16 protein-coding genes and 1 pseudogene are annotated in these 21,457 nt (G+C 42.2%); 3 read left to right on the top strand and 14 right to left on the bottom strand.

What is annotated here, in order from left to right; translation table 11 throughout:
* Positions 1-108 precede the first annotated feature (108 nt).
* Positions 109-1,419 carry an aminopeptidase P N-terminal domain-containing protein gene (locus tag RMX98_RS05205; protein ID WP_322676813.1) on the bottom strand — a complete coding sequence of 437 codons (1,311 nt, stop codon included), beginning with the start codon at positions 1,417-1,419 and terminating at the stop codon, positions 109-111.
* Positions 1,420-1,722: 303 nt separating this feature from the next.
* Here RMX98_RS05205 and RMX98_RS05210 point away from each other — a divergent pair, with 303 nt between their 5' ends.
* On the top strand, positions 1,723-2,190 hold the full coding sequence (locus tag RMX98_RS05210; RefSeq protein ID WP_322676814.1) for an NUDIX hydrolase: 468 nt from the start codon (positions 1,723-1,725) through the stop codon (positions 2,188-2,190).
* A gap of 409 nt (positions 2,191-2,599) precedes the next feature.
* On the top strand, positions 2,600-3,841 hold the full coding sequence (locus RMX98_RS05215; protein WP_322676815.1) for a VCBS repeat-containing protein: 1,242 nt from the start codon (positions 2,600-2,602) through the stop codon (positions 3,839-3,841).
* 84 nt (positions 3,842-3,925) lie between these two features.
* On the opposite strand, the gene RMX98_RS05220 is transcribed toward RMX98_RS05215, so the two are convergent.
* The 12 genes and pseudogenes from RMX98_RS05220 to RMX98_RS05275 all read right to left on the bottom strand — a co-directional run bounded on the left by RMX98_RS05220 (position 3,926) and on the right by RMX98_RS05275 (position 17,992).
* Complete coding sequence (locus RMX98_RS05220) at positions 3,926-4,693, bottom strand: MBL fold metallo-hydrolase (RefSeq protein WP_322676816.1); 768 nt, start codon at positions 4,691-4,693, stop codon at positions 3,926-3,928.
* A 3-nt stretch (positions 4,694-4,696) separates the two neighbouring features.
* On the bottom strand, positions 4,697-5,296 hold the full coding sequence (locus tag RMX98_RS05225; RefSeq protein ID WP_322676817.1) for an aminodeoxychorismate/anthranilate synthase component II: 600 nt from the start codon (positions 5,294-5,296) through the stop codon (positions 4,697-4,699).
* 314 nt (positions 5,297-5,610) lie between these two features.
* Positions 5,611-6,066 carry a diacylglycerol kinase family protein gene (locus RMX98_RS05230; protein ID WP_322676818.1) on the bottom strand — a complete coding sequence of 152 codons (456 nt, stop codon included), beginning with the start codon at positions 6,064-6,066 and terminating at the stop codon, positions 5,611-5,613.
* Positions 6,067-6,219: 153 nt separating this feature from the next.
* On the bottom strand, positions 6,220-6,708 hold the full coding sequence (ybeY, locus tag RMX98_RS05235) for an rRNA maturation RNase YbeY (protein WP_409880799.1): 489 nt from the start codon (positions 6,706-6,708) through the stop codon (positions 6,220-6,222).
* Between the two features lie 78 nt (positions 6,709-6,786).
* Positions 6,787-6,942, bottom strand: a complete 156-nt coding sequence (locus RMX98_RS05240; protein ID WP_094350437.1) for a DUF3285 domain-containing protein — start codon at positions 6,940-6,942, stop codon at positions 6,787-6,789.
* A 141-nt stretch (positions 6,943-7,083) separates the two neighbouring features.
* Positions 7,084-8,206 (bottom strand): peptide chain release factor 2 gene (gene prfB / locus RMX98_RS05245; RefSeq protein WP_322676819.1). Its coding sequence is split into 2 segments (ribosomal slippage): positions 7,084-8,133 and positions 8,135-8,206, totalling 1,122 coding nucleotides; the frame shifts between segments, so codons are not numbered across the junction.
* Positions 8,207-8,329: 123 nt separating this feature from the next.
* Positions 8,330-9,479 (bottom strand): annotated as a pseudogene (locus RMX98_RS05250) (PCRF domain-containing protein).
* A 131-nt stretch (positions 9,480-9,610) separates the two neighbouring features.
* Positions 9,611-10,339 (bottom strand): Bax inhibitor-1 family protein, encoded by a 729-nt coding sequence (locus tag RMX98_RS05255; RefSeq protein WP_322676820.1) that lies wholly within the window; start codon positions 10,337-10,339, stop codon positions 9,611-9,613.
* A 113-nt stretch (positions 10,340-10,452) separates the two neighbouring features.
* Complete coding sequence (locus RMX98_RS05260; RefSeq protein WP_322676821.1) at positions 10,453-13,212, bottom strand: pPIWI_RE module domain-containing protein; 2,760 nt, start codon at positions 13,210-13,212, stop codon at positions 10,453-10,455.
* Complete coding sequence (locus tag RMX98_RS05265; protein ID WP_409880771.1) at positions 13,205-13,537, bottom strand: hypothetical protein; 333 nt, start codon at positions 13,535-13,537, stop codon at positions 13,205-13,207. The genes RMX98_RS05260 and RMX98_RS05265 overlap by 8 nt, the downstream gene beginning before the upstream one ends.
* Positions 13,503-16,685, bottom strand: coding sequence for a hypothetical protein (locus RMX98_RS05270; protein WP_322676823.1), 3,183 nt, complete (start codon positions 16,683-16,685; stop codon positions 13,503-13,505). Before RMX98_RS05270 ends, RMX98_RS05265 begins: the two co-directional genes overlap by 35 nt.
* Positions 16,685-17,992, bottom strand: coding sequence for a Fis family transcriptional regulator (locus tag RMX98_RS05275; RefSeq protein WP_322676824.1), 1,308 nt, complete (start codon positions 17,990-17,992; stop codon positions 16,685-16,687). Before RMX98_RS05275 ends, RMX98_RS05270 begins: the two co-directional genes overlap by 1 nt.
* A 603-nt stretch (positions 17,993-18,595) precedes the next feature.
* Between RMX98_RS05275 and RMX98_RS05280 the strand changes: the two genes are divergently transcribed.
* Positions 18,596-19,381: an RNA polymerase sigma factor SigF gene (locus RMX98_RS05280; RefSeq protein ID WP_229498888.1), complete on the top strand. Its 786-nt coding sequence runs from the start codon at positions 18,596-18,598 to the stop codon at positions 19,379-19,381.
* Between the two features lie 37 nt (positions 19,382-19,418).
* Here the strand turns inward: RMX98_RS05280 and bchD are convergent, their stop codons facing one another.
* The gene (gene bchD, locus RMX98_RS05285) at positions 19,419-21,446 is read right to left on the bottom strand and encodes a magnesium chelatase ATPase subunit D (RefSeq protein ID WP_322676825.1); all 2,028 of its coding nucleotides are present in this window, start codon (positions 21,444-21,446) and stop codon (positions 19,419-19,421) included.
* Between the last annotated feature and the right edge of the window lie 11 nt (positions 21,447-21,457).

The raw sequence follows: 21,457 nt of genomic DNA on the forward strand, positions 1-21,457 counted from the left end.
AATTTTTGATACAAATCACGTTTCTTGCTCCCCCTGCTTCCCCTGCAAGAATCTGTATCAAATTTATGGTGAAACGGTATTAGGGATGATATCTACCATCCCCATTTTTTATCTTTCGATTTCATCTATTTCTTTGGGAACCCCCGCAGTTAACACCTCATGTCCCCCAGGTGTAACTAACACATCATCCTCAATCCGAATACCAATACCAACCCATCGAGGATCGGTCTGTGGCTGGTCTTCTGCTAGTTTAGTATCTGGCACAATATATAGTCCCGGTTCCACTGTCAAAATTTGACCTGGTTGTAAAATTTGTGGTTTGTCTTCACCATGCTGATAAACACCGACATCATGGACATCTAAACCTAACCAATGACTAGTGCGATGCATATAATATGGTTTATATTTCTCTTCTTCAATTAACTGATCAATTTCACCCTTGAGGATGCCAAGTTCGACTAAACCTTCTGTAAGAACGCGCACTGCTGTATCATGAACTAAGTTGAAAGGATTACCTGGTTGGATTTGAGCGATCGCTTGTTTTTGCGCCTCCAAAACAATCTCATACAATGTCTTTTGTTCTGGCGTAAATTTACCCCCAACAGGAAATGTCCGCGTAATATCCGAGTTGTAATAACCGTAAGCACAACCAGCATCAATTAGCAGTAATTCTCCATCCTGCATTTGACGATTATTTTCAATGTAATGGAGTACGCAAGCATTGACACCAGATGCCACAATCGAAGGATAAGCAGGCCCCATTCCACCCCGGACTCGAAAGATGCGTTCCATCTCCGCCTGGATTTCGTACTCATAACGTCCAGGTGCGGCGATTTCTTGGGCGTAATTGTGTGCTTCGGTGGCGATCGCAGCTGCTTGACGCATCAATTCCAACTCAGCTTCGCTTTTGATCAATCTCATGCTGTTGAGGATAGGGCCAGTATCTTCAATAGCGATCGGCCCTGTACCGCGCTTCGGATAAGTCCGTAGTAAACTTTGGTAATGTTTCAAGATTTGATCGTTAAAATTGCGATCGCGTCCTAAGTGATAGTAAAGCCGGCTGGCTTTTTCTAAATACTGCGGTAACTTTTCATCTAACTCGCTAATGGGATACGCTTCATCAGCACCATAAATTTCTTTTGCTGCATCTACTCCACAAAGATAACCAGTCCATACTTCCTTTTCGCGATCCTTCGGTTGGACGAACAGCACAAACCGATGTTCTGCGTGATGCGGCGCTAACACTGCTACTGCTTGTGGTTCATTAAAACCAGTTAAGTAAAAAAAATCACTTTCTTGGCGATAAACATACTCAACATCGTTGTGCATCACTGCCATTGGCGCACTGCGAAAAATGGCTGTACCATCACCAATTTTTGCCATTAACTGTTCGCGACGCTGCCGATATTCTGCTTGCATAGTTGATATACTTTTAAAAGCATTGTGTTATTTTACACTTTTGCAACTGGCAGATGCACAGATTATGCCTCTTAATAGTTGCTAATCTAAGTTATTCTAACCAATATTTCTTTCCACCCAAGTTATAAATTATTAGAGAAGAATTAATTATCTTGAAAGACTCAGATCCCCGACTTCTTAAAGAAGTCGGGGATTTTGTTATTATCGAGTGATTTAGGATATTCATGAAGTTAAATAAGTTTTAAATATTTATTTTATACAAATTTTGATATTTCAGAAATTTAACAACACATAGTAAAAAATATGTCTACTCAACCTCTAATAAAAAAAGCGATCGCTTACGTGACCAAAAAAGATGAATTAATGGTGTTTACACATACTGATTTTCCTGAAGCTGGCGTGCAAGTACCTGCTGGTACAGTTGAAGAAGGTGAGGAGCCATCTGAAGCTGTGCAGCGAGAAATTTATGAAGAATCTGGTATTAAGGGAGTTCGGATTATTGAATTATTGGGTATTTATGAATACAACATGACTCCCTATTGGGATGAAATTCAAGAACGTTATGTTTATCATCTCGAATTAACTCAGTCTACACCATCTACTTGGCGGCATTGGGAAATATATTCAAGTACTAGCAAAAATCCTATATCCTTTGATTTTTATTGGGTTAAGCTGGATAGCTCAAATTTAGGTTTAGCTGGTGGTCAAGGTTATTTTTTATCTAAGCTTGTTCACAAAATAAAAACTAGTGGATCTTCAGCCAATACTTGAAAAAGTGCCAATCAAACAAAGGTAAGATGATACAAATCCATTAGGAATAATGTAGTGATCGCTTCTATTTTAATTAAGTCTGTTTAATTAAACATGAAATAGTTTTCTGGTTTATAGGTAGATTTTTGATACAACCTTCAAATATTAAAGAAAACAGATAAAGTAATTATCTTTGTTTATAAATAATCATATATAAATTACAAAATATATTTTGCAATTGCTTATATAGAACTTGAAAATTTTATAAGGATAGTTTAAAAAAAACAAATATTTATCTTCAAAGAGTGACATTAATAAATAAAAAATAGTTATAAAGAAATCCTGAAAACCAGGTAAATGTTATTTCGTTACAGAAAGAGATTGCCAAAAAAAGTTAAAAAAATATGACAGCCAATAATAAAAATTCACCATGCCTGAAAATCAAAATTCCTCACCCTTAGCTTTGAATACATCTCGATTAGCATCAGATTCTTTTGCCAAATCAGAAATCTTAACAACTTCACTTAAGAGTATAAATTATGATTTGGGGTTTGGAAATAAGAGTTCTTCACTAGCACTAGAAAGTGAACCTGTGACTACGCCTGTTAAAACGTCAGCAAATCCCAATCCTAATCCTTACTTAACTAGTGCGGCGATTACTCCTGACTTTAACGGTGATGGCAAAACAGACAAAGTTTGGGTCAATTCTTCAACTGGTGAGATTATCATTCGGTTGATGGATGGCACAAAAGTTATCGAACAGGGTTCTTTGGGTCAATTTGACCTATCCGCCTATGATTACAAAATTGCTGACTTCAATGCTGATGGCAAAACCGACTTCTTATTACGCAATAAGACAACCGGTGAGAATAGCGTTGTCCTGATGGATGGCACCAAAGTTGGTAGTGCGGCTGCTCTAAGTAGCGTCGATCCAGCTTGGACTCCTCAGATTGGCGATTTTAACGGCGATCGCAAAACCGATATTTTCTGGCATAATGCAACCACCGGTGAGAACGCTATTTGGGAGATGGATGGTACAACAGTTCTGAATGCAACTGTTTTAGACACTACAGACGCAGCGTATACTCCTACCATTGTTGATTTCGACGGCAATGGCAAGAGTGACATCTTCTGGCGCAATCAAACAACTGGCGATAACGTCGCTTGGTTTATGGATGGTACGCAAAAGACTGACTTTGCTCTACAATCACAAGATGCCGCCTGGACTGCTAGCCTTGGTGATTTCAACGGCGACTATAAGACAGACATTCTGTGGAGAAACGCTCAAACTGGTGAGAACAAGGTTTGGACGATGAATGGTATCTTAGTCACCGAGGGTGCTTTGGGGACACTTGACTCATCCTGGACTTCTAAAATTGGCGATTTCAATGGGGATGGCAAGACTGACATATTCTGGCACAATGGCACAACTGGTGAGAACACCGCTTGGTTGATGGATGGCACAACAGTTGCAACTGAAGCTTTCTTACCAGCTAATAACGCGGCCTTGACACCATCTCTTGGCGACTTCAACGGCGATGGCAAGACTGACGTTTACTGGCGCGATCAGACAGCAGGTACAGACACCATCTGGACTATAGATGGAACAACGGCGGTTGATAATCCTATCGGCGACGCAGATAAGCTGACCGGAGAGTGGTATACATTCTAAAATAAGAATTCAGAATTCAGAAGATGGAGGCAGGAGTTATCATTCTCCCCCTGCTTCCTCTGCTTCTTTCCCAGTGCCCTTTATTCAAAACTTGTAACTCAAAACTTGAATCTCGCCATTCTCCGGCAAATCTTTAGGGCTAATGGAAATGCTATCTCCATTGCTACGCCGCACTTTCATACCTTGCATTAAGGTTAGAAAGTTATCTAGTGGTGAAAGATCGCATTTAGCAGCATCAGCAGCCTGTGTCCGGTAATGGGTTGGAATCACTAACTTGGGATTTAACACTTGAACAGCCTGCTTCGCTTCCTCAGCATTGTAGGCTTTTGCACTACCTCCCACAGGAATAAACGCCACATCGGGACGCCCCATCAAGATTTTTTGCTCAATGGAAATGGGTGCAGCAGCCCCACCTAAGTGTAGGATATTAATTCCGCCTTGCTTCCAACTCCAAGCAGTATTTGAGCCAAACTGCTTACCACCTTTGCGATCGTGGTCTATAGCAATTCCTTGGAACTTAATGCCTTTAAACTCATAAACTCCTGGTTCGTAGATCAGTTTTGCATTTCCCGGTAGTATGTCAACAGCACCCTCATCAAGCAGTTGGCTGCTAATCAGTACCAAATCTGCTGCAACTTTTGGTGGACGATACTTAGCAGTACAGCCGATCGTCCGAAATGGATTGACGAGAACTTTCGCACCACCACCAGTAAAAAGAAAGCAAGTATGACCCAACCACTGAACTGATAAACCGCTAGATTGTGCGTCAGCTTGAGGTTCAGAACCGAAGGTAGTAAACAAAGCTGTTACCAACCCCGCCCCAGCATAGCCCATCAACTGTCGTCGTTTCATTAATTATGCTCTTGACTGTAACTGTTCCAGAAAATTTCGCAATAACTGTTTCCCTGAAGCTGTCAGGACACTCTCTGGATGAAACTGGACGCCCTGAATGTGAGGATAGTTCCGGTGTCGCACTCCCATAATAGTGTTATCTTCAACCCAAGCGGTGATTTCTAACACATCTGGGCAAGTCTCACGTTCGATTACCAAACTATGATACCTGGTGGCGGTCAGAGGATTTTCTAATCCCCGGAAAACCCCCACTCCAGTGTGAGACACCTGAGAGGTTTTGCCATGCATCAACTCTGGAGCAGAAATTATTTTACCACCGAACACTTGACCAATGCTTTGATGTCCCAAACAGACACCCAAAATTGGTAACTCTTGTCCTAGCTGTTCAATCAATTCTAAAGAAATGCCGGCATCTTCCGGGCGACCAGGCCCAGGAGAAATAACTACGGCTTCCGGCTTTAATGCCCGAATCTCATCTATGGATATTTTGTCGTTACGAAAAACTTTAATATCATCTGCCACTGGAAACTCTGATGCCAATTCTCCCAGATACTGCACTAAGTTATATGTAAAACTATCGTAATTGTCGATAACTATAATCAAAGCTTATCACTCCTGGTTTTTACCACTTATCAGTTGCAAAAAGCATAGATAAGTATCTCATGCTATTTGTTCGTTAGGTGTAAAAATAACGCTGACGTGGACGCGTAAGTATGAAGCGGCTATTCTGCGGCCACTTCACAAAGATTACCAAGGAATCCTTTAGTCAGGATGCTTGGCACGTTGGTGTAGCCCGTTGTAGATATCGCATTACTTAAATTTTGAATATGTTTTCCAAAGGGGATTGGACAGAGTGCGATTTTCTTACCGAGTTACTTAGCGATGCTTGCGGTGGGCTAGTCCTACGCAAGTCACATCTATAAAGCCGATATAATCAACGTCACCAGAGGAGGGAGTAATAGGATACCAGCTACTAGCACTGCTACCAAAGCAGACACAAGCACTGCACCAGCCGCACAATCTTTAGCAATTTTTGCCAATTCATGGTATGTCTGCTTAACGGTTAAATCCACAAGGGATTCGATCGCTGTATTTAGTAACTCTAATGCTAAAACTAAACCACTAGTTATACCAATTACAGCTATTTCCACGGCTTGCAGATGCAAAAAAACACTTAAAGCGATAGCCATTGCACAAACACTTACGTGGATGCGAAAATTACGTTGAGTTTGAAAACTATAGCTGATTCCAGCCCAGGCATATTTAAAACTAATAAATAAATTAGAGGCTACTTTCCAGGAGAATTCCCGTTCGTTAGACACCAGTGTTTGTAACGAGGTAGGCGTTGGTGATGGAGAAATTTTTTGGGTCATAGACTTAAAAACACGAGAACAGAGTTGCTACAGTGGGAATATTCGCCGATCTTAATGGCAGAATTAACTTTGAGGCAATCTTTAAGCAATTTTCCACAGAAGTATTATAAAAGTATTACCTAAAATTAACATTAAGAGATACATCAGCTACTGCTATTCGATGTCAATAGCAATACCTATTGCATTCAGCAATCTCACTTGCTGTTCTAACATTCGCTCCAAACTTTTTTCATCAGGATGATCCCAGCCCAACAGATGCAATAAACCGTGAGCAGCTAACCAGGCTAGCTCGCTTAGTAGGCTATGTTCCTGTTGTTGAGCTTGGCGTTGTGCTGTATCTACAGACACAATAATGTCACCTAAGTATAATGGTACAGAGTCAAGCATTTCTTTGCTTTGAGGAAAATCTACTTCCAAAGCAGCAAAGGCTAAAACGTCTGTCGGCTTATTTTGCTGACGATATTGAGCATTGAGTTCTTGAATTTGCGAGTCATCTGTCAAACGCAGCCCAATTTCATAACTTGGCGCTGGCGGAATCTGAGGTTGAAGTATTTCCAACCAGTAATTAAACCAGTTTTCCCAAGTTTCAGGGGGAATTTGGGCATCAGTCTCGTCAATTTTTACAGATGTTGTCGGGGACAACTCATAAAAATACTCCTCCACATATAGTTCAACTCTCAGGGGCACACAGTCTCCTTGTCTGAGGTTTACAATTTGTCGTTAATGAGTGAGGTAAGCAAGACCAACAAGCAGAGCTAAAAGCCCTACAGCAGTCAATCCAAAATGCTTTAGCGAAGTTCCACCCTTCCGCACCATGTTTCGCATGGCGAGTTTGACGTAGCTAGGTTGAGGTTCTGTCGAAGGTGAGTTGCTCATAGTTATTTGTCTACAGACTCTTTTATAACTGTAACAGTTGGTCTGGGATAGAATTGCGATGTAATTGCGATCGCCCATATATTGCTAAGGCGTTTCTCAGGGAAACGCCTTAGCAATCGGGATGTTATGTAATGAGTGCCTTTATGCCAGAGTGTTTTCTACTAGTTTATTTTCTTGGCGCAGATAAGCTTGGATGAATGTATCAAGTTCGCCATTCATCACATCGCCAATCGCTGTAGTCTCCGTGTTTGTACGTAAATCCTTCACCATTTGGTAAGGGTGAAACACATAGTTACGGATTTGGTTGCCCCAAGAGGCTTCCACCATATCGCCACGAATTTCGGCAATTTCTTGGGCACGTTGCTCTTTAGCAATGACCAACAGCTTGGCTTTGAGGCGATTTAGGGCTTTTTCTTTATTTTGCAGCTGCGATCGCTCTTCTGTACAGCGCACAGCTAGACCTGTGGGTAGGTGAACAATCCGCACCGCAGTTTCTACTTTGTTGACATTTTGCCCACCTTTACCACCAGATCGAGTTGTGGTGATATCCAAATCTTTGTCTGGAATATCCAATTGCACAGAGTTATCAATCTGCGGCATCACTTCCACGCCTGCAAAACTGGTTTGTCGCTTGCCGTTAGCATTAAAAGGTGAAATCCGCACTAAGCGATGTGTACCCATTTCGGATCGCAAGTAACCATAGGCATAGCGACCAGTAATTTCCAGGGTTGCCGATTTAATTCCGGCTTCATCACCCTCCGACTCTTCAGCTAAAGTTACCTTATAACCGTGAGCTTCGCCCCAACGGATGTACATCCGCATCAGCATAAATGCCCAGTCTTGAGCATCTGTGCCACCAGCACCAGCAGTAATTGTCAGTACAGCACCTTCCGCATCATAGGGCCCAGAAAGTAGCTGTTGTAACTCCCACTGATCTAGGTCACGATTGAGTTTAGTGATGGTAGATTCTGCTTCTTGGAGTAGTGCCTCATCGGTTTCTAACTCCAACAATTCAACAACTGCCTTAGTATCTTCGAGATTAGCGTGCCAGCGATCATATTGCTGAAGATGAGCTTTCAGATCGTTAAGTTCTTGCAGCGTTTGTTGGGCCTGGGTTTGGTCATTCCAAAATTCTGGCTGTGCTGATATTTTTTCGAGGTCTTGAATTTTGGCTGTCAGTGCAGGTACGTCAAAGATAGTCCTGGGTTTTACCCAGGCGGCCAGACAACGTTTCGATTTCGCGTTTGAGTTCTAGGACATCCATAAATGCTTGCTGAATGATAGATAGAGCGCTTTGGATTGGAAAATTGCTCTTTTTATTTATGTTTCTTGATTTTAGCTGTAGTTGGGCAAATTTTTTCTGCATAACTTGTATAGGTTACAAAAGTTACTTGAAATTATCAAGCACTTTCTTATCCCCTGAAGTAGTGTGATTTAGCTGTTGCAGATAGGCTTTGATAAACAAGTCAATTTTACCGTCTAATACCTCTGTCGCAGCAGGTGTTTCTACATTGGTACGTAAATCTTTCACCTTGGTGTAAGGATGCAAGATATATTCCCGGATGAGCTTGCTAGATAGAGATTTTATCTGTTGGGGTTGAATTTCATCAAGCTGGATATTTTGGGCTAGTGCGTAGGCGTAGCCCGTCGTAGACATCGCAAACAGTTTACTCTTAAGAATAGCCAAGGCTTTCTCTTTGTTTTGCAGCTGACTACGCTCTTGGTTACAAGATACACTAATCCCAGTCGGAATGTGAACCATCTTGACCCACGTTTCTGTTCGGTTGACATTCCCCCGATGCCGATAAAAAGTAATTTCCAAATCCTTTTCTGGAATCTCAAAATCAACAGACTCATCTAAAATCGGGCTGACTTCTACACTAGCTAGGCAAGTACGCTGCTTGCTGTTCCTGCTAAAGGGAGAAACTGTTATTACGCGATGAGTTCCTTGTTCGGATTTCAGTCAGCCATAAGCATAACGCCCTGTAATTTCTAGGGTGAAATATTTAATCCCTCCTAAATCATCTGCTGACTCTTGTACTAGATATACTTTGTGGTTATGATTTACTGCCCAACAATGATATTGCCGCAATAACATTGCAGCCCAATCTTGAGCATCTATACTTCCAACCTCAGCCGTAATTGCCAAGAATGCCCCCTTTTGGTCGCAGGGATCGGACAGGAGTTGTTCTATTTCTACTGTTTCAAGTTCTTGCTGGAGTTGAGTAAGGTTGGTTTGCGCCTCTTGTAACAATTCCTCATCAGCAGATAATTCTAGTAGTTCTAGTGCAGCTTTGATATCTTCTAGAATGAAGTGCGATCGCTGATATTGTTTCTTTTTAGCGTTGAGGTATTCAATTTCTTGAAGTTTCTGATAGTAAGTGGCAGAATTATGCCAGAAAGTAGGTTCAGAAATCAATTGATTCAACTCTTGAATTTTTGCATTCAGTTCTGTCAGGTCAAAGACACTCCTCAGCCTTACCCAAGATATTAGACAACCTTTCTACTTCACGTTTGATGTTTAAGAGTTCTAGCATAGTTTTGCTCACTTGAGGCTGAACTTATCTAGATATTCTACTATTAAAACGACGAAAAAACCGTGGTTGCTAAAAATTTAACCACGGTTTTAACTTTATAAAACTTGACTTTTGTTAGTGTCTACAGACAATTAATCGCGGCCATTAATGGCAATTAGCAACCGCAAGATAAAGACAAACAAGTTGATGTAAGTAAGGTACATCGACAAAGCAGCAGGCAGATATTGGTCATCGCTGTAAGTGCGGGGCAAGATGTAGAAATCGACAACAGAAACCCCAACAAACAGGAATACTCCTAAACCGGAGATGGCAATTTCTAACCAATTTGGCGCGTAAACACCAAACATGGCAAAGCCGAATTGGGCAAGACACACAACCACCAAGGCCATAACGCCGAGATTGATGGTTTTCGTCAAAGCCATGCCATCTTGTTCAGAAAGATTTGAACCAATTTGACGGGCAGCAATAAAACAAATGCCACAACCAAGGGCAGCCAAACCAATACCTTGAATGCCAACACCTTTTTGTCCTAAAGCAACATACACCAGGCCACTGAGAGTATATCCAGACAAAAGGCTGTAGGTTGCCAACAGGGGTAGTGCAAGCCCCTTATTACCCTTTTGAGCAACATTTTGGGCAACAAAGAACAAAATTAACTCCAAAATCACCGCACCAATGAAGGTGGGAAAGAATATTTCACGGTTAGTACGGATAACTCCCAAACCGCCGTAGGTTCCTAATGCTGTTAGCACCAATCCACCACCGACGTAGGGGAGGGCGTTGGCAATCACGTTTGGGCCAACGAGGGCGTGAGATTTAGCCTCACGCATAGCTTCACGAAAATTACTGGTATTGCTCATATTGAAAAACTGTTTTTTAGGAAAACGTTGTGCTTATTCCTATTGTTACCAATCTTTGCGGTTAACAACCAACGATTTAATATTGTTGCCAAATCTGAAAGGTAGCTTCGTTGTTAAAAATTGGAATCGTCAGTCTCTGAGGATTCCACTGGATCTTTAGTAGTGATAGCATACTCTTTAGCCTTGATTGCAAAGGGAAAAGGCAAAGGCAAGGAAACGTCATTTGCAAAATAAGGCCAGCGACTTCTGAGAGAATGGACAAAATGGGCTAGCTTGTCGCCTTTGATTTCTGGGTGATGAATCAGGGCAATTTCTAAGATTCTGGCTTTTCCAGGTTGTCTGCTGCCATTGTCAAGGCGAGACTGATTTTTTTGTAATATTGTTGTGCCTCGTTCAGTATACAACGCCTTTCTAACGCTCAGGTAGAGCGATCGCTCCCCATCATCACATACATCCCGCCATCGGTAAACACCACTAGTTCGACTCCCAGGAGAATCTTTAACAATAGCAACTGGTACTTCACCAGTATCTGCAATTCGTAAGCGCACAACCCACAGACGATTGATTTGTTCTTGTGAAAGGTATTGTTTTAGTGCTTGCAGTGGGTCATTAGTAAGTAGATTTTGGTTTTGTAGCCAGTTCAGCATTTTGCGGGCATTTAGTGCCTCTGCCATGAACAGTACACGCGGGAGTTTATTATCAGTAAGTGGAGTATTTAAACACTCTTGTAAACATTCAGCAACAAACTTCTTGATTAGCCTTTGTTCTTTCGTTTGCTCTTTATGCTTTTGTTCATCATCAAGCTCTTCATTACTTTGATCATAAGAGTTAGAATCCCAGTCTTCATCAAGGAGATGCGCGAGTCCAACAGGATATGATATCCAGCCTTGTTCTTTAAATAAATCAGGAGTTGTTAATTCTACTTTAGCTGTTATTGGATTAACTCTGATCATCAAAACAACAGTTTTGGGGATGTTTTCGGCATTGGTTTTCCGGGTGCGGCGTAGGACATAAAAGTACGTTAACCAGACATCAGGATCAATGCCATCTTTTTTGGAATTAATTAAAGTAGTATCAGGTAAAATCCCAAATTGTCTTAGTAAGTCTGATACTGCTCGTTTTACTGGTTCCAAACCAGATTTCTTCAGTTTTTCTGCATCATTTTCGGTGGTTATTCGGTGAATGTGTTGATTGAGATAGCCTGCCTTCATTGCTCCAATTCGCCACGCCAACTTGGGATCAGCCTCAGATATACGAGGTTTCGGTCTAATTTCGATTAATGCCCCACTTAGTTCTTTAGTTTGGGGTAGGAACGCGGTAATTTGATTAATGCGCTCTACTAATAAATTAGGACGTTGCTGTTGATAAGTTTTCCTCACTTCAGAGGAATGTTTAATTTCCAGGTCTTGTGTAAGGTCGCCAACATGTTGAGTTTTAATATATAAAGAACCGTATAAACCTTGATAGATGTTTTCTACCTTTGTGGGTGATAAATACAGTAACTGGCAAATTTCAGCAATTAGTGCATCACGGCATTGTGGAGTTTCCCACAAAATTAGTATGGTACGAAGGAGATTTTCAGTTTCACGAAATACTGCTGGCGCTGCTAATTTTGGTCGCAGCATTGGGGTGTGTGAATGATTTGGATTGTCAGATTTATTGGCTTTTTTAGGTTTGGGAGATTGGTTATCTTCGTCAGCAAGGAGAGGAACAATTTTCTGTTGGGGTTTATCTAAAGGCCAGAAAATAAAAACGTTACCTGTTACCCTCTCAGCGTCACCAACTCTTTGAACAGGGAGATGTGCTTCAATAGCTTGATCTAAACTAGCCAAATCTTGTGGACTGACACCAGGGAAACAAGGTGGTTCTCCTAATTTAGAAGTGTAGGCGATCGCAGCTTGGATACCACTAGGAATTGTGTTGACACCTGACCAGTTGTGATTTGGGTTAGAAACGAAATTATTTGCGTCAGGAAGTTGAGAGTCATTGAGAGAAAGAAGATTGCTGATGGCTTGAGGCCACTTTACTTCCTTTCCATAACGGTTCATCATCAGTGGAATAAAGCAAAAGGGTTGGCGTTGTCCATCTAACCAGCGACGGTTATCACCAATATGAGCTTTCACACCTGGATAAGGTACATAATTCAAAGGTTTAGTCAGCCAACGTCGAATTGATAAATGATGATAAACAATAGGTTTTTCGCGCCAGGGAACTGTTTGCAAAACAAACTCAATGACAAATGAAATGTAAGCTGTTTCTGTTATTTCTTTTCCTGTTGTTACCGTAACTTGACTGGGAGGCCATGACATCAACTCAGCACCTTGAAGGCTGACCACTGGGTAAAATGTCAATTGATACTGCTCATCAACGCCAAAGGAAACTGTTGGTTTTTGGAGAAACTCCTTGGCAAGGTAATCTGGAATTGCTTGGTAAAGGTTGCTTGTTTCGACTTTGTTTTGAGGATGGAGTAACTCATAGGTTTGTGAATTTCCCCATTGCCAATCATCATTATTCAAATTTGCAAGCTGTGACTCAACATCCTCCAAGGAACTAAATTCTTCTATTAACCAATCTTTGATCAAATTACCTAAGTCAGAAAGTCCTGTGGTTTCTGTTGCTAATAACCAAGGTACATTGTCTTTTTGCCAGCCATTACGCAAAGTCTTGATAATTTTGGGAAAACTACCAACTACCAGGGGATCGAGGGAGTAAACTGGCACAGCCCGATAACTTTTACCTTGGAGTCTGGCACGCTGTTGAGCAAGGTTGTTGGCGACTTGTCGCCATGTAGTAGGAACATAGATTGCAGAGAGTTTGTATGTTGGATTCGTTGCAGTAAGTTCCCAAGCACCAGGAAGAATAATTTTAGTCATAGTTTAAATTTCTTTGTTTCATTTGTTGAAGTGCGTTCAAAAAAGCGCCATAAAGCGATCGCGCCAGAACATCCTCACCTTCTACATAGGGTTCCAGCACCTTGATGATGGCAACCAAAAGTGAAGTAACTTCGCTGTCTTGTTCGCCAATGGCTGAATTTGGGGCGAATTTTACATCTATAAAATGAACTACTGCTGGTACTCCACCACGCACCAAACGCCCGATGATTTGCCAGATACTCACTAACTGAGTCCAGCAAAGTACCGATCGCTCTCCTTGTGTTAATTGTTTAAAAGCCCACGCTGTGTAGTTCAAGTTGACCATTTCGGCGACAGCATTCTGATAGAAGATATCTGCAATCTGAGTTAGGGTTAGATTTCCCGATATTGATTGAGCTTCTTCGTAAAGTGTGGAGTCTTTTTCGTGCTTCATTCAGTGCCCAAGCATTGAGTTGCTGAACAGTAGATTGCCAGTTATCAGGTACTGGCATAGGTCTATTGAGGAATAACACTGCACCGAATGCAGCTTTGCCTTGAGCATTCAAGATGTTGTGACCCCGCTCTAGAGCCATCAAAGGAGCAACTACAATCTGGGTGGGTAAATGTTGTAAATTCCTAATTTCGCTTCGCAAAATACCATGAAGATGAGTAGGAGCATTGTCACGGCGGAGGGTGGCAATACCGTCATCGTTGATGTTTACGTCGAAGCGGTAGCGCGATTGTAAGATAGACGTGACCCATTCGGATTCATCGTAGCTACCCACGACAATCAAGATGCGATCGCGATCGCTCCACCATTCAGGTTGCTGTTGTTTTCGCTGTGCTAAATCCTGAAATACCCCATCTAGAAAATTATCTCCACCTCTTACTGAGTGGCACATAGCCTCAACCATTTCTTGGGCAGCAAGTTTGCGTCTTGCAGGTGGCAATCCTGATAAAGCAATATAGTTTGCTTGCGGATTCTGTTTGGGACTAAAGAAAAATTGACTCTCAGCTATACCTGCCTCGCCAGTTCTAGGTTGCAACAATACAGTGGGTTTTATATTAATGTGATAAGCTGGCGAACCTGGAGCGTAGCTAGTACCTGATATCAAAACAGTATGTGGGCCATCCCAATCGTCAACTGCAAACAGTTTTGGGAAATTTAACAGTAATGCACGACCTACACCTACATAGCGGAAATAGTCCAACTTGCCAGCTTTTTTAGCACTACGTTCTTGCTTATACAAAAAACCTAGAATATTTCCCACTGGCGATTCTGGTAAAACTGGGAGGAAGTCATCTGGTGGACGATGTAAAAGGTTTTGGCTTGAGTCGTGCAAGTTAATTACCCGGCCGAGGTCGCTCAGATTATCAACTATAAAACCCAGGCGGTTGTCGAGTATGGTGACTAAAATCGCAAACTGGAGATTTCGGGTTAGTTCCTCAAATTGAGTTTCATCTGGTAGGGAAAGATTATGGATTTCTATCCATCTTTTGCACCAAGGAGCAATTTCAGCTAAGGCTTGACGGTCATCTTCTGCAGTTAGTATTGTCAGCGCCAAACCTGAAAGTTCACCACCACGACGGGGATTGAGCGGATGTTGCAAAAATCCATCTAGTTGATCCATCATTTGTTTGCGGCGGCGACGTTGCTCTGTGGGAGCCAAGTCTGCTTCGATGATGCGTTTACGCCGTTCTTCCATGATTTGTTGGCGAGTTAGTTTCGGTTTCGCTGAGACAGTAATCTCAGGCGGATCAACCAAGTCACGGATAATCCGAGCAAATAGAGAACGACCTGTAAAAGGAAGTGGCCCCAACCACGCAATCAATTTTGAGTGAGTGAGGAGTAGGTGATAGATGCGGTTAGTTGCATTTTGGGTATGGTAATGTGCGCTTGTCCAAGCAACAAAGCGATCGCCTGCCATATCACCGCGATCCGAATTGTAAATCGTAGACTGATTAAGTCCGAGTTTATTTAAAAAAGAGTTTCCAGAACCATCGACTAAGACTTCATCCGGGGCAAACTCTTCGTCAAATTGAATCTGTACGCGATCGGCTTCGTCAACAAATAGATATTTACATTCTCGATAAACAGCCTCAGCAAAGGTCAAGTCTTGTTCAAATCCCTGGCGGGGTACACGAGTATGAATGAAACTAGCAGGGGTGAAAATCCATACTGAAGCTGTAGCAATATCGTGTTCTAAATGGTGACGTGGACATTTGTAATAAAAGGGACAAGTGTATTTTTCATCACTTTCCTGCCAGTCTTCATCATCAGAATCATCATTATCAGCTACAAGAACTTTTTGATAAAGCTTGTGACAAGGTTCATTGCCAAATTCCCACTTATCTTCTGATTGCACTAAAACTAAAAGTGGACAGACTGGGCTGAACCAACGCCAAGCTGGGTGCATTCCTCCTTTAGTAATTTCCTTACCCTCAGTTTTGAGAATAGGTTCGTAGACTTTTGCCAGTTGCTCTTGGCGTTTACTACCCAACACTGGTGCAGCAGGAATTCCTAATTTGTGGCAGAACAAAGAAGCTAGACGCACTGCTGTAGCAACATCATTCACCATTAACCCACAGCGATCTCCCTGTTTAGCGAAGAAGTAAATCATAATTTCCAACAAGGTAGACTTACCCACATTCAAAAGCCCGACAATGTGGATAAGACCCTCTAAAGTTAGCTGATTACCTTGCTGGAAATTATCTGATTCGGCATCGTATAGCTGGAAGAGGATATTTTCCAAGCGGTTATGATAATTTTCTTGTTGCCCAAACTGGGACAATTTATCGTCCATTTCTTGGGCAGCTAGTATTAATTCTTCACGGGTAACGCTACACTGTGGATTCTGCTTAGTCCGTGTGCGACCAAGGGTTACTACAGACAAAGGTGCTATATTAGCAACTTCCTTAGGAATATCAATAGGAACCTCAACTGGAGAGTTACCTTTTTGGGAAATTTTGGCATACCACCGCCCCTCATCTGCTAATTTGACTTTTCGTTGTCTATGCTGTGGAGTTTTTAATAAAGTTGGAAGATATATCTTCTCTAAACGAGTTGGGTAGGTACTGGATGGAATAGTTTGAGGAACATTCCTTGCCTCCTCAAGGCTGTAGATTCTAATAATTTCAGGTAAGTTGATGTACTCCTGAAGAACTCGCAGCCATTGTCTGCCTTTACGCTTAATCAAATAGAAACGAGCATTTTGTATAAGTTGCCAGTTGCGATCGCTTTGTAATTGTTCAACTAAAAAGCGATATCCTTTCAGCAAAGCTTCCACAGAAGTCGCAGGTTCTTCAGGTGCTACTTCCTTAAGTAAGGTTAATCCTAATTCCACATCAGCAATGAGTTGGGCAAGACGCTTAAGTTCTCGCTGTTGTACCTTAGTATCTGCGTTAACTAAACTAGATACTATATACTGTTGTAATTCATCCGAGTTGCGGAGTTTTTTACACAGATCCTTGCGCCAGCTAATGGTGTCACGCATTATTTTTTCTTCCCTAAAATTGCTTGAGCCTGAGTGATGATTTCGCTAAATAAGCGCAAGCGCACCCCTTCAAGTTCAGGTTCTAGTTGTTCGCGCACTACCTTTATCCGCAAATACTCTTCGCGTTCATCTGGAAAAACTACAAAAGTTTCCGTTGCATCACGCCGATACTGCACCTTTTGCAAACGTTCTTCATCCACGGATGCCCAATCTTTAAAATCAATTGCCCAGCGAACTTTACGCGGGAACTCTACGAGTAAGTCAAATTCATCGACAAAAGGCCAGAGAGTAACGCGCAAACCCAATTTTGTCAGTTCTTCTTGAAGTTGAATTTCCCAAATTCCTGGAAGCGTACCGTACAAATGCACGCCAGGGGTAACAGCTTTCCAGTCTGCTGCTTTTTCTTTAGAAATAGATGGCAATGATTGAAAGTTGCCGATTGCACAAAGTCTTTCACACCAAGGGTTACGGCAGGTATATGTACCATCAGGGCGTTGGCGTTGCACATACTTGCAGCGCGGACACAGATGATAGACGCTGCCCTCTGCCAACTTATCCATATCGACATAGATTTCTAACCGTGACAATAACTCGCGCAGTGGTCTGAGTTCGGGTAAACGTAGCTGTTGCCGATATTCTGAGTAATGAAGAGTAGGTTTAGGAATGATCAGTTGTCGAAAAGCGCGATAAGCATCTTCTAACTGATTTCCCCGACAGTATTCCAGTACATCTTTCAGTACTGACTCTTGTACCTGCGCCACCACATCATTACCCGAAACTTGCCATTCTGTAGCAAAATCGGAAACTACTCCGTCTTCTATAACGCTGACATCTGGTGAAAGATATTTAATCTCTTGGGCTGGTTTCCAGGAAGTAATTGATGTTTCCGCCCAATCAAAAAATTGAGGTAGGTTCTCTGGGGCTTGTTCTCCCCGTAGTAAGGAAGTTAAGTACATACGGGACATCCCAATGCGAAGGGCTTCTGGTACTTGACTTCGCTTTTCTAGCCCAAGTTTTTCCCACTGCACCACACCAGTAGCTAAATACCGCAGAGTGTCAGTTACAGATAGCTGTAAGGAAGGTTTTTCCGGTTCAGATGTGAAAAGGCGAAGACTACGGGCGCTGTGGTCATCCCATTCCACGTCTATACCGCGCATAGTTTGCAACCACTTCTGAACTGTTGCTTTCTGACGTGGTTGCATTCCTAGTTCTTGACACAATTCTTCTAGAGTTGGCCCTTGTTTATGGATGCTGAACCATTGCTGAAGTGTATCGAGAATTTTTTGTCGGTGTTTGGTGATTTTCATTGTTCACCCTCCTGTTTTGCAGAAGTGTGACACCTACCAAACTGGCATGTCAATCACCTGTTTCCATGTTTCCACTAAGTTTCCAAAGTTTCCATCTTACCAATATTGAATAGAAATATATCTCAACTAAGTACAAATCTCCATAAAAATGAGTCGGAATTCTGTTTTTTGTAGCTTAGGTTTTGTTCTTTCACCTAACTTTCAATTTGGATTTTCGACCTTTATTAATGACGGTGCGTACTAAAAGATAAAATTGCCCAGTCTCTTTTGCGATTAATTTAGTACGGATTCAGGTTGCTCTCAGTATGACAGATGGCTATTAGGTCAGTTATGCATTGTTCAGGATAAATAGCTAGTTTTTGTTGCAAAAGCTAAAGATTATGCGTCCTTCAAAAGTTATCTAAAAAACAAAAATAACCTGTAACAGTGATAGCAACAAAATCATGCGTACAAATACTGAATTGTGGAGTTTGACCCCTAACAAGTTCAGTGAAACGACGATGGCTTATTCTTCCCTGACTCAGCAAAATAATAACAGCTTAGAAGATAAATATACGCAGCTCCATTTTCTCAGGAATAGGAGTTACAACAAAGGTAATGTATATGGCAACAAGTGAGTCCTCTTTACGAACTGATGGTATAGAATTATTACACTTGTACCACCAGAATCCTTCTATTAAACTTCGTAATAAACTTGTACAGTTACACACTGGCTTAGTGCGGAAGATGGCTCATAAATTCAGTCATCAATGCAATGAACCTTATGAAGATTTAGAACAAATCGGTTATTTTGGTTTAATTAGGGCAATTGAGCGCTTCGACCCTAGCCAAGGATATGCTTTTAGTTCCTTTGCTGTGCCATATATTCGCGGTGAGATGCTGCACTTTTTGCGCGATCGCAGTACTCTATTAAAAATTCCCCGTCGTTGGCAAGAATTATACAATGAAGGACAAAAGATTCGCAAGGATTTATCAATCTCTTTAGGTCGCCCGCCCAAGGATGCTGAAATTGCCAGCCAACTTCGAGTATCTGTACAAGAGTGGCAAGAAACCAAATTAGCTGCTCAAAACCGGATGCCTTTGAGTTTAGATGCAACCGCAGTTAACTATGTTGATTGCCAAATAACCTTGGGTGAGGCACTTCCTTGTCCTCGTTCTCATGTACTTCTGCAACAAGAAGAAGAACGCCAACAACTCCAAGGCGCAATCAATATGTTGGAAGAAAAGCCCCGCATGGCAGTTGAAATGGTATTTTTGAAGGAACTTTCTCGCAAGGATGCAGCTAAGAACATTGGTACTAGTCCAATGACAGTAACCCGCTATCTGCAAAAGGGAATTCAAGATTTGATTTGCTATTTACAACCACAGGTAATGCCTACTGGGTCGTAGTCATAGCTAAGTCAAAAATCCAATGACAAATGACAAATTATCTAGATTTTAAATCAGCGATCGCACCTTTGGTCATAGCAGCAATAGCTTGATCTGTGGCTTTTGGCAAATGATAATATTTACCGCCTGCTGTTTGCGATAATTCTTTAGCAAAGCCAGTAGACACAAATTTACTTTCTGTATCAATTACTAATAATTGCATCCCCAAAGCACGAATTCTTGCAGCAATTTCTAATAATTCTCCTTTGATATCTGGCTTTTCTCCTGGTTCTAGCTGTTCACCCAAAGAACGCGCTAAGGGAATATTACCCCGTCCATCGGTGATTGCTACAAGGACAACTTGCCCAATATCTCCACTCATCTGAGCATTTAAGCCGACGCGCACAGCTTGAGTTAAACCATGCGCTAAGGGCGAACCCCCACCACAGGGCAACCTTTCCAAACGGTTACGCGCCAAAGCAATAGAACGTGTTGGAGGCAATAATACCTCTGCCTGTTCTCCCCGGAAGGGAATTAATGCTATTTGGTCGCGGTTTTGATAAGCTTCAGTCAACAGTTGCATCACCGCACCTTTAGCTGATTGCATTCGATTCAGTGCCATTGAGCCAGAAGCATCTACCACAAATACTACCAACGCCCCAGCTTTACGTACTAGGCGTTTCGAGCGAATATCAGCCTGCTCGACAATAACTTTTCTTTCTGGGTGTCTTTCTCTTCGTGATTTTTGATAAGGAGCCGCAGCTCTCAAGGTGGCATCTACTGCAATGCGTCGCGCTTTTCCCTTGGGTAACATTGGTTTAATATAGCGTCCCCTGTCATCAGAAAAGATGACACTGCGACTACCAGATTTACCTTGCCGCTTCGCTGTTTGAGTAAAGTAAAGCACGCTGTCATCAAGAATTACCCCTTCTGGATCGAAGATAAACTCTTCCGGGATACTGGGCGGTTCTTGCTCTTGATTTTCTTCCTGTTCTTCTTGTTCTTCTTGTTCCTCTTCTGATTCGTCTTGGGGTTCTTCTTGATTTTGTGGCGGCGGCGGCGGAGGTGGTGCTTGATCTGGTGGTGGTGTCTGCACAACTGTGGCGCGTGGTACAATTACCAGTTCCACCGCACGGCGCAAATCTTCGGCATTAACTGTTGTTCGTCCCTCTAAAGCTGCGGCGGCCTTGGCAACCCGCGTGGCGAATAACTCGGCGCGATGTCCTTGAACTCCGCCGCGAATAGCCTCATCTACTAAGTAGGCAATTTGTTCGTGGGTGATGATTACTTCTTTTAGCCATTCCCGCGCCAAGATGATTTGGGTTTTAAGCGAGTCTAAATCTTCGTTGTACTGTTGGAGAAAGTCTTGGGGAGATTTAGAATAAGCGATCGCTTGATCGACTGCTTCGACTCTTTGATCTAAGCCGAGTACACCATCAGCAGAGAGTGCGATCGCAATTCTATCTAATAAATGCTCCCGTAATCCGCCTTCTTCTGGATTATAGGTGGCAATAAATAGGGATTTGCATGGATGCTGAAAACTAATTCCTTCCCGTTCAATTTGGTTGCGTCCCTCAGATAATACTGTTAAAAGCTGATTTGATATTTGGTCATCTAATAAATTAATTTCGTCTACGTACAGTACACCCCGGTTTGCTGTAGCGAGTAATCCCGGCTGAAAAATAGTATCACCTTGTTTTACCGACTTTTCAACATCTACTGAACCTAATAGTCGGTCTTCTGTAATACCTAGAGGAATTTGCAAAAAAGGCGCGGGGATAATTTCGACAGGCACATCTTGAATGTCTTTGTCTGCGTACTCCGCCAATAGTTGATCGTCCCATTCTTCTGGATAGTTGGGGTCACAATTACTGATTGAGCCTTTGACAACTTCAATCGGCGGTAGTAGAGCGTGGATAGCACGAGCCATTACAGATTTTGCCGTACCGCGACGACCTGCGATTGCCACTCCTCCCAAACCAGGATCGACAGCTGCTAACAGCAAGGCTAATTTAATTGCTTCTTGACCGACTACGGCTGTTAAGGGAAAAGCAGCGATCGTGGAATTAATAGTAGGCGCAGGCATTGTTTTTTCAA

It is taken from the genome of Nostoc sp. DedQUE02, from assembly GCF_034531035.1.
Classification (GTDB): Bacteria; Cyanobacteriota; Cyanobacteriia; order Cyanobacteriales; family Nostocaceae; genus Nostoc.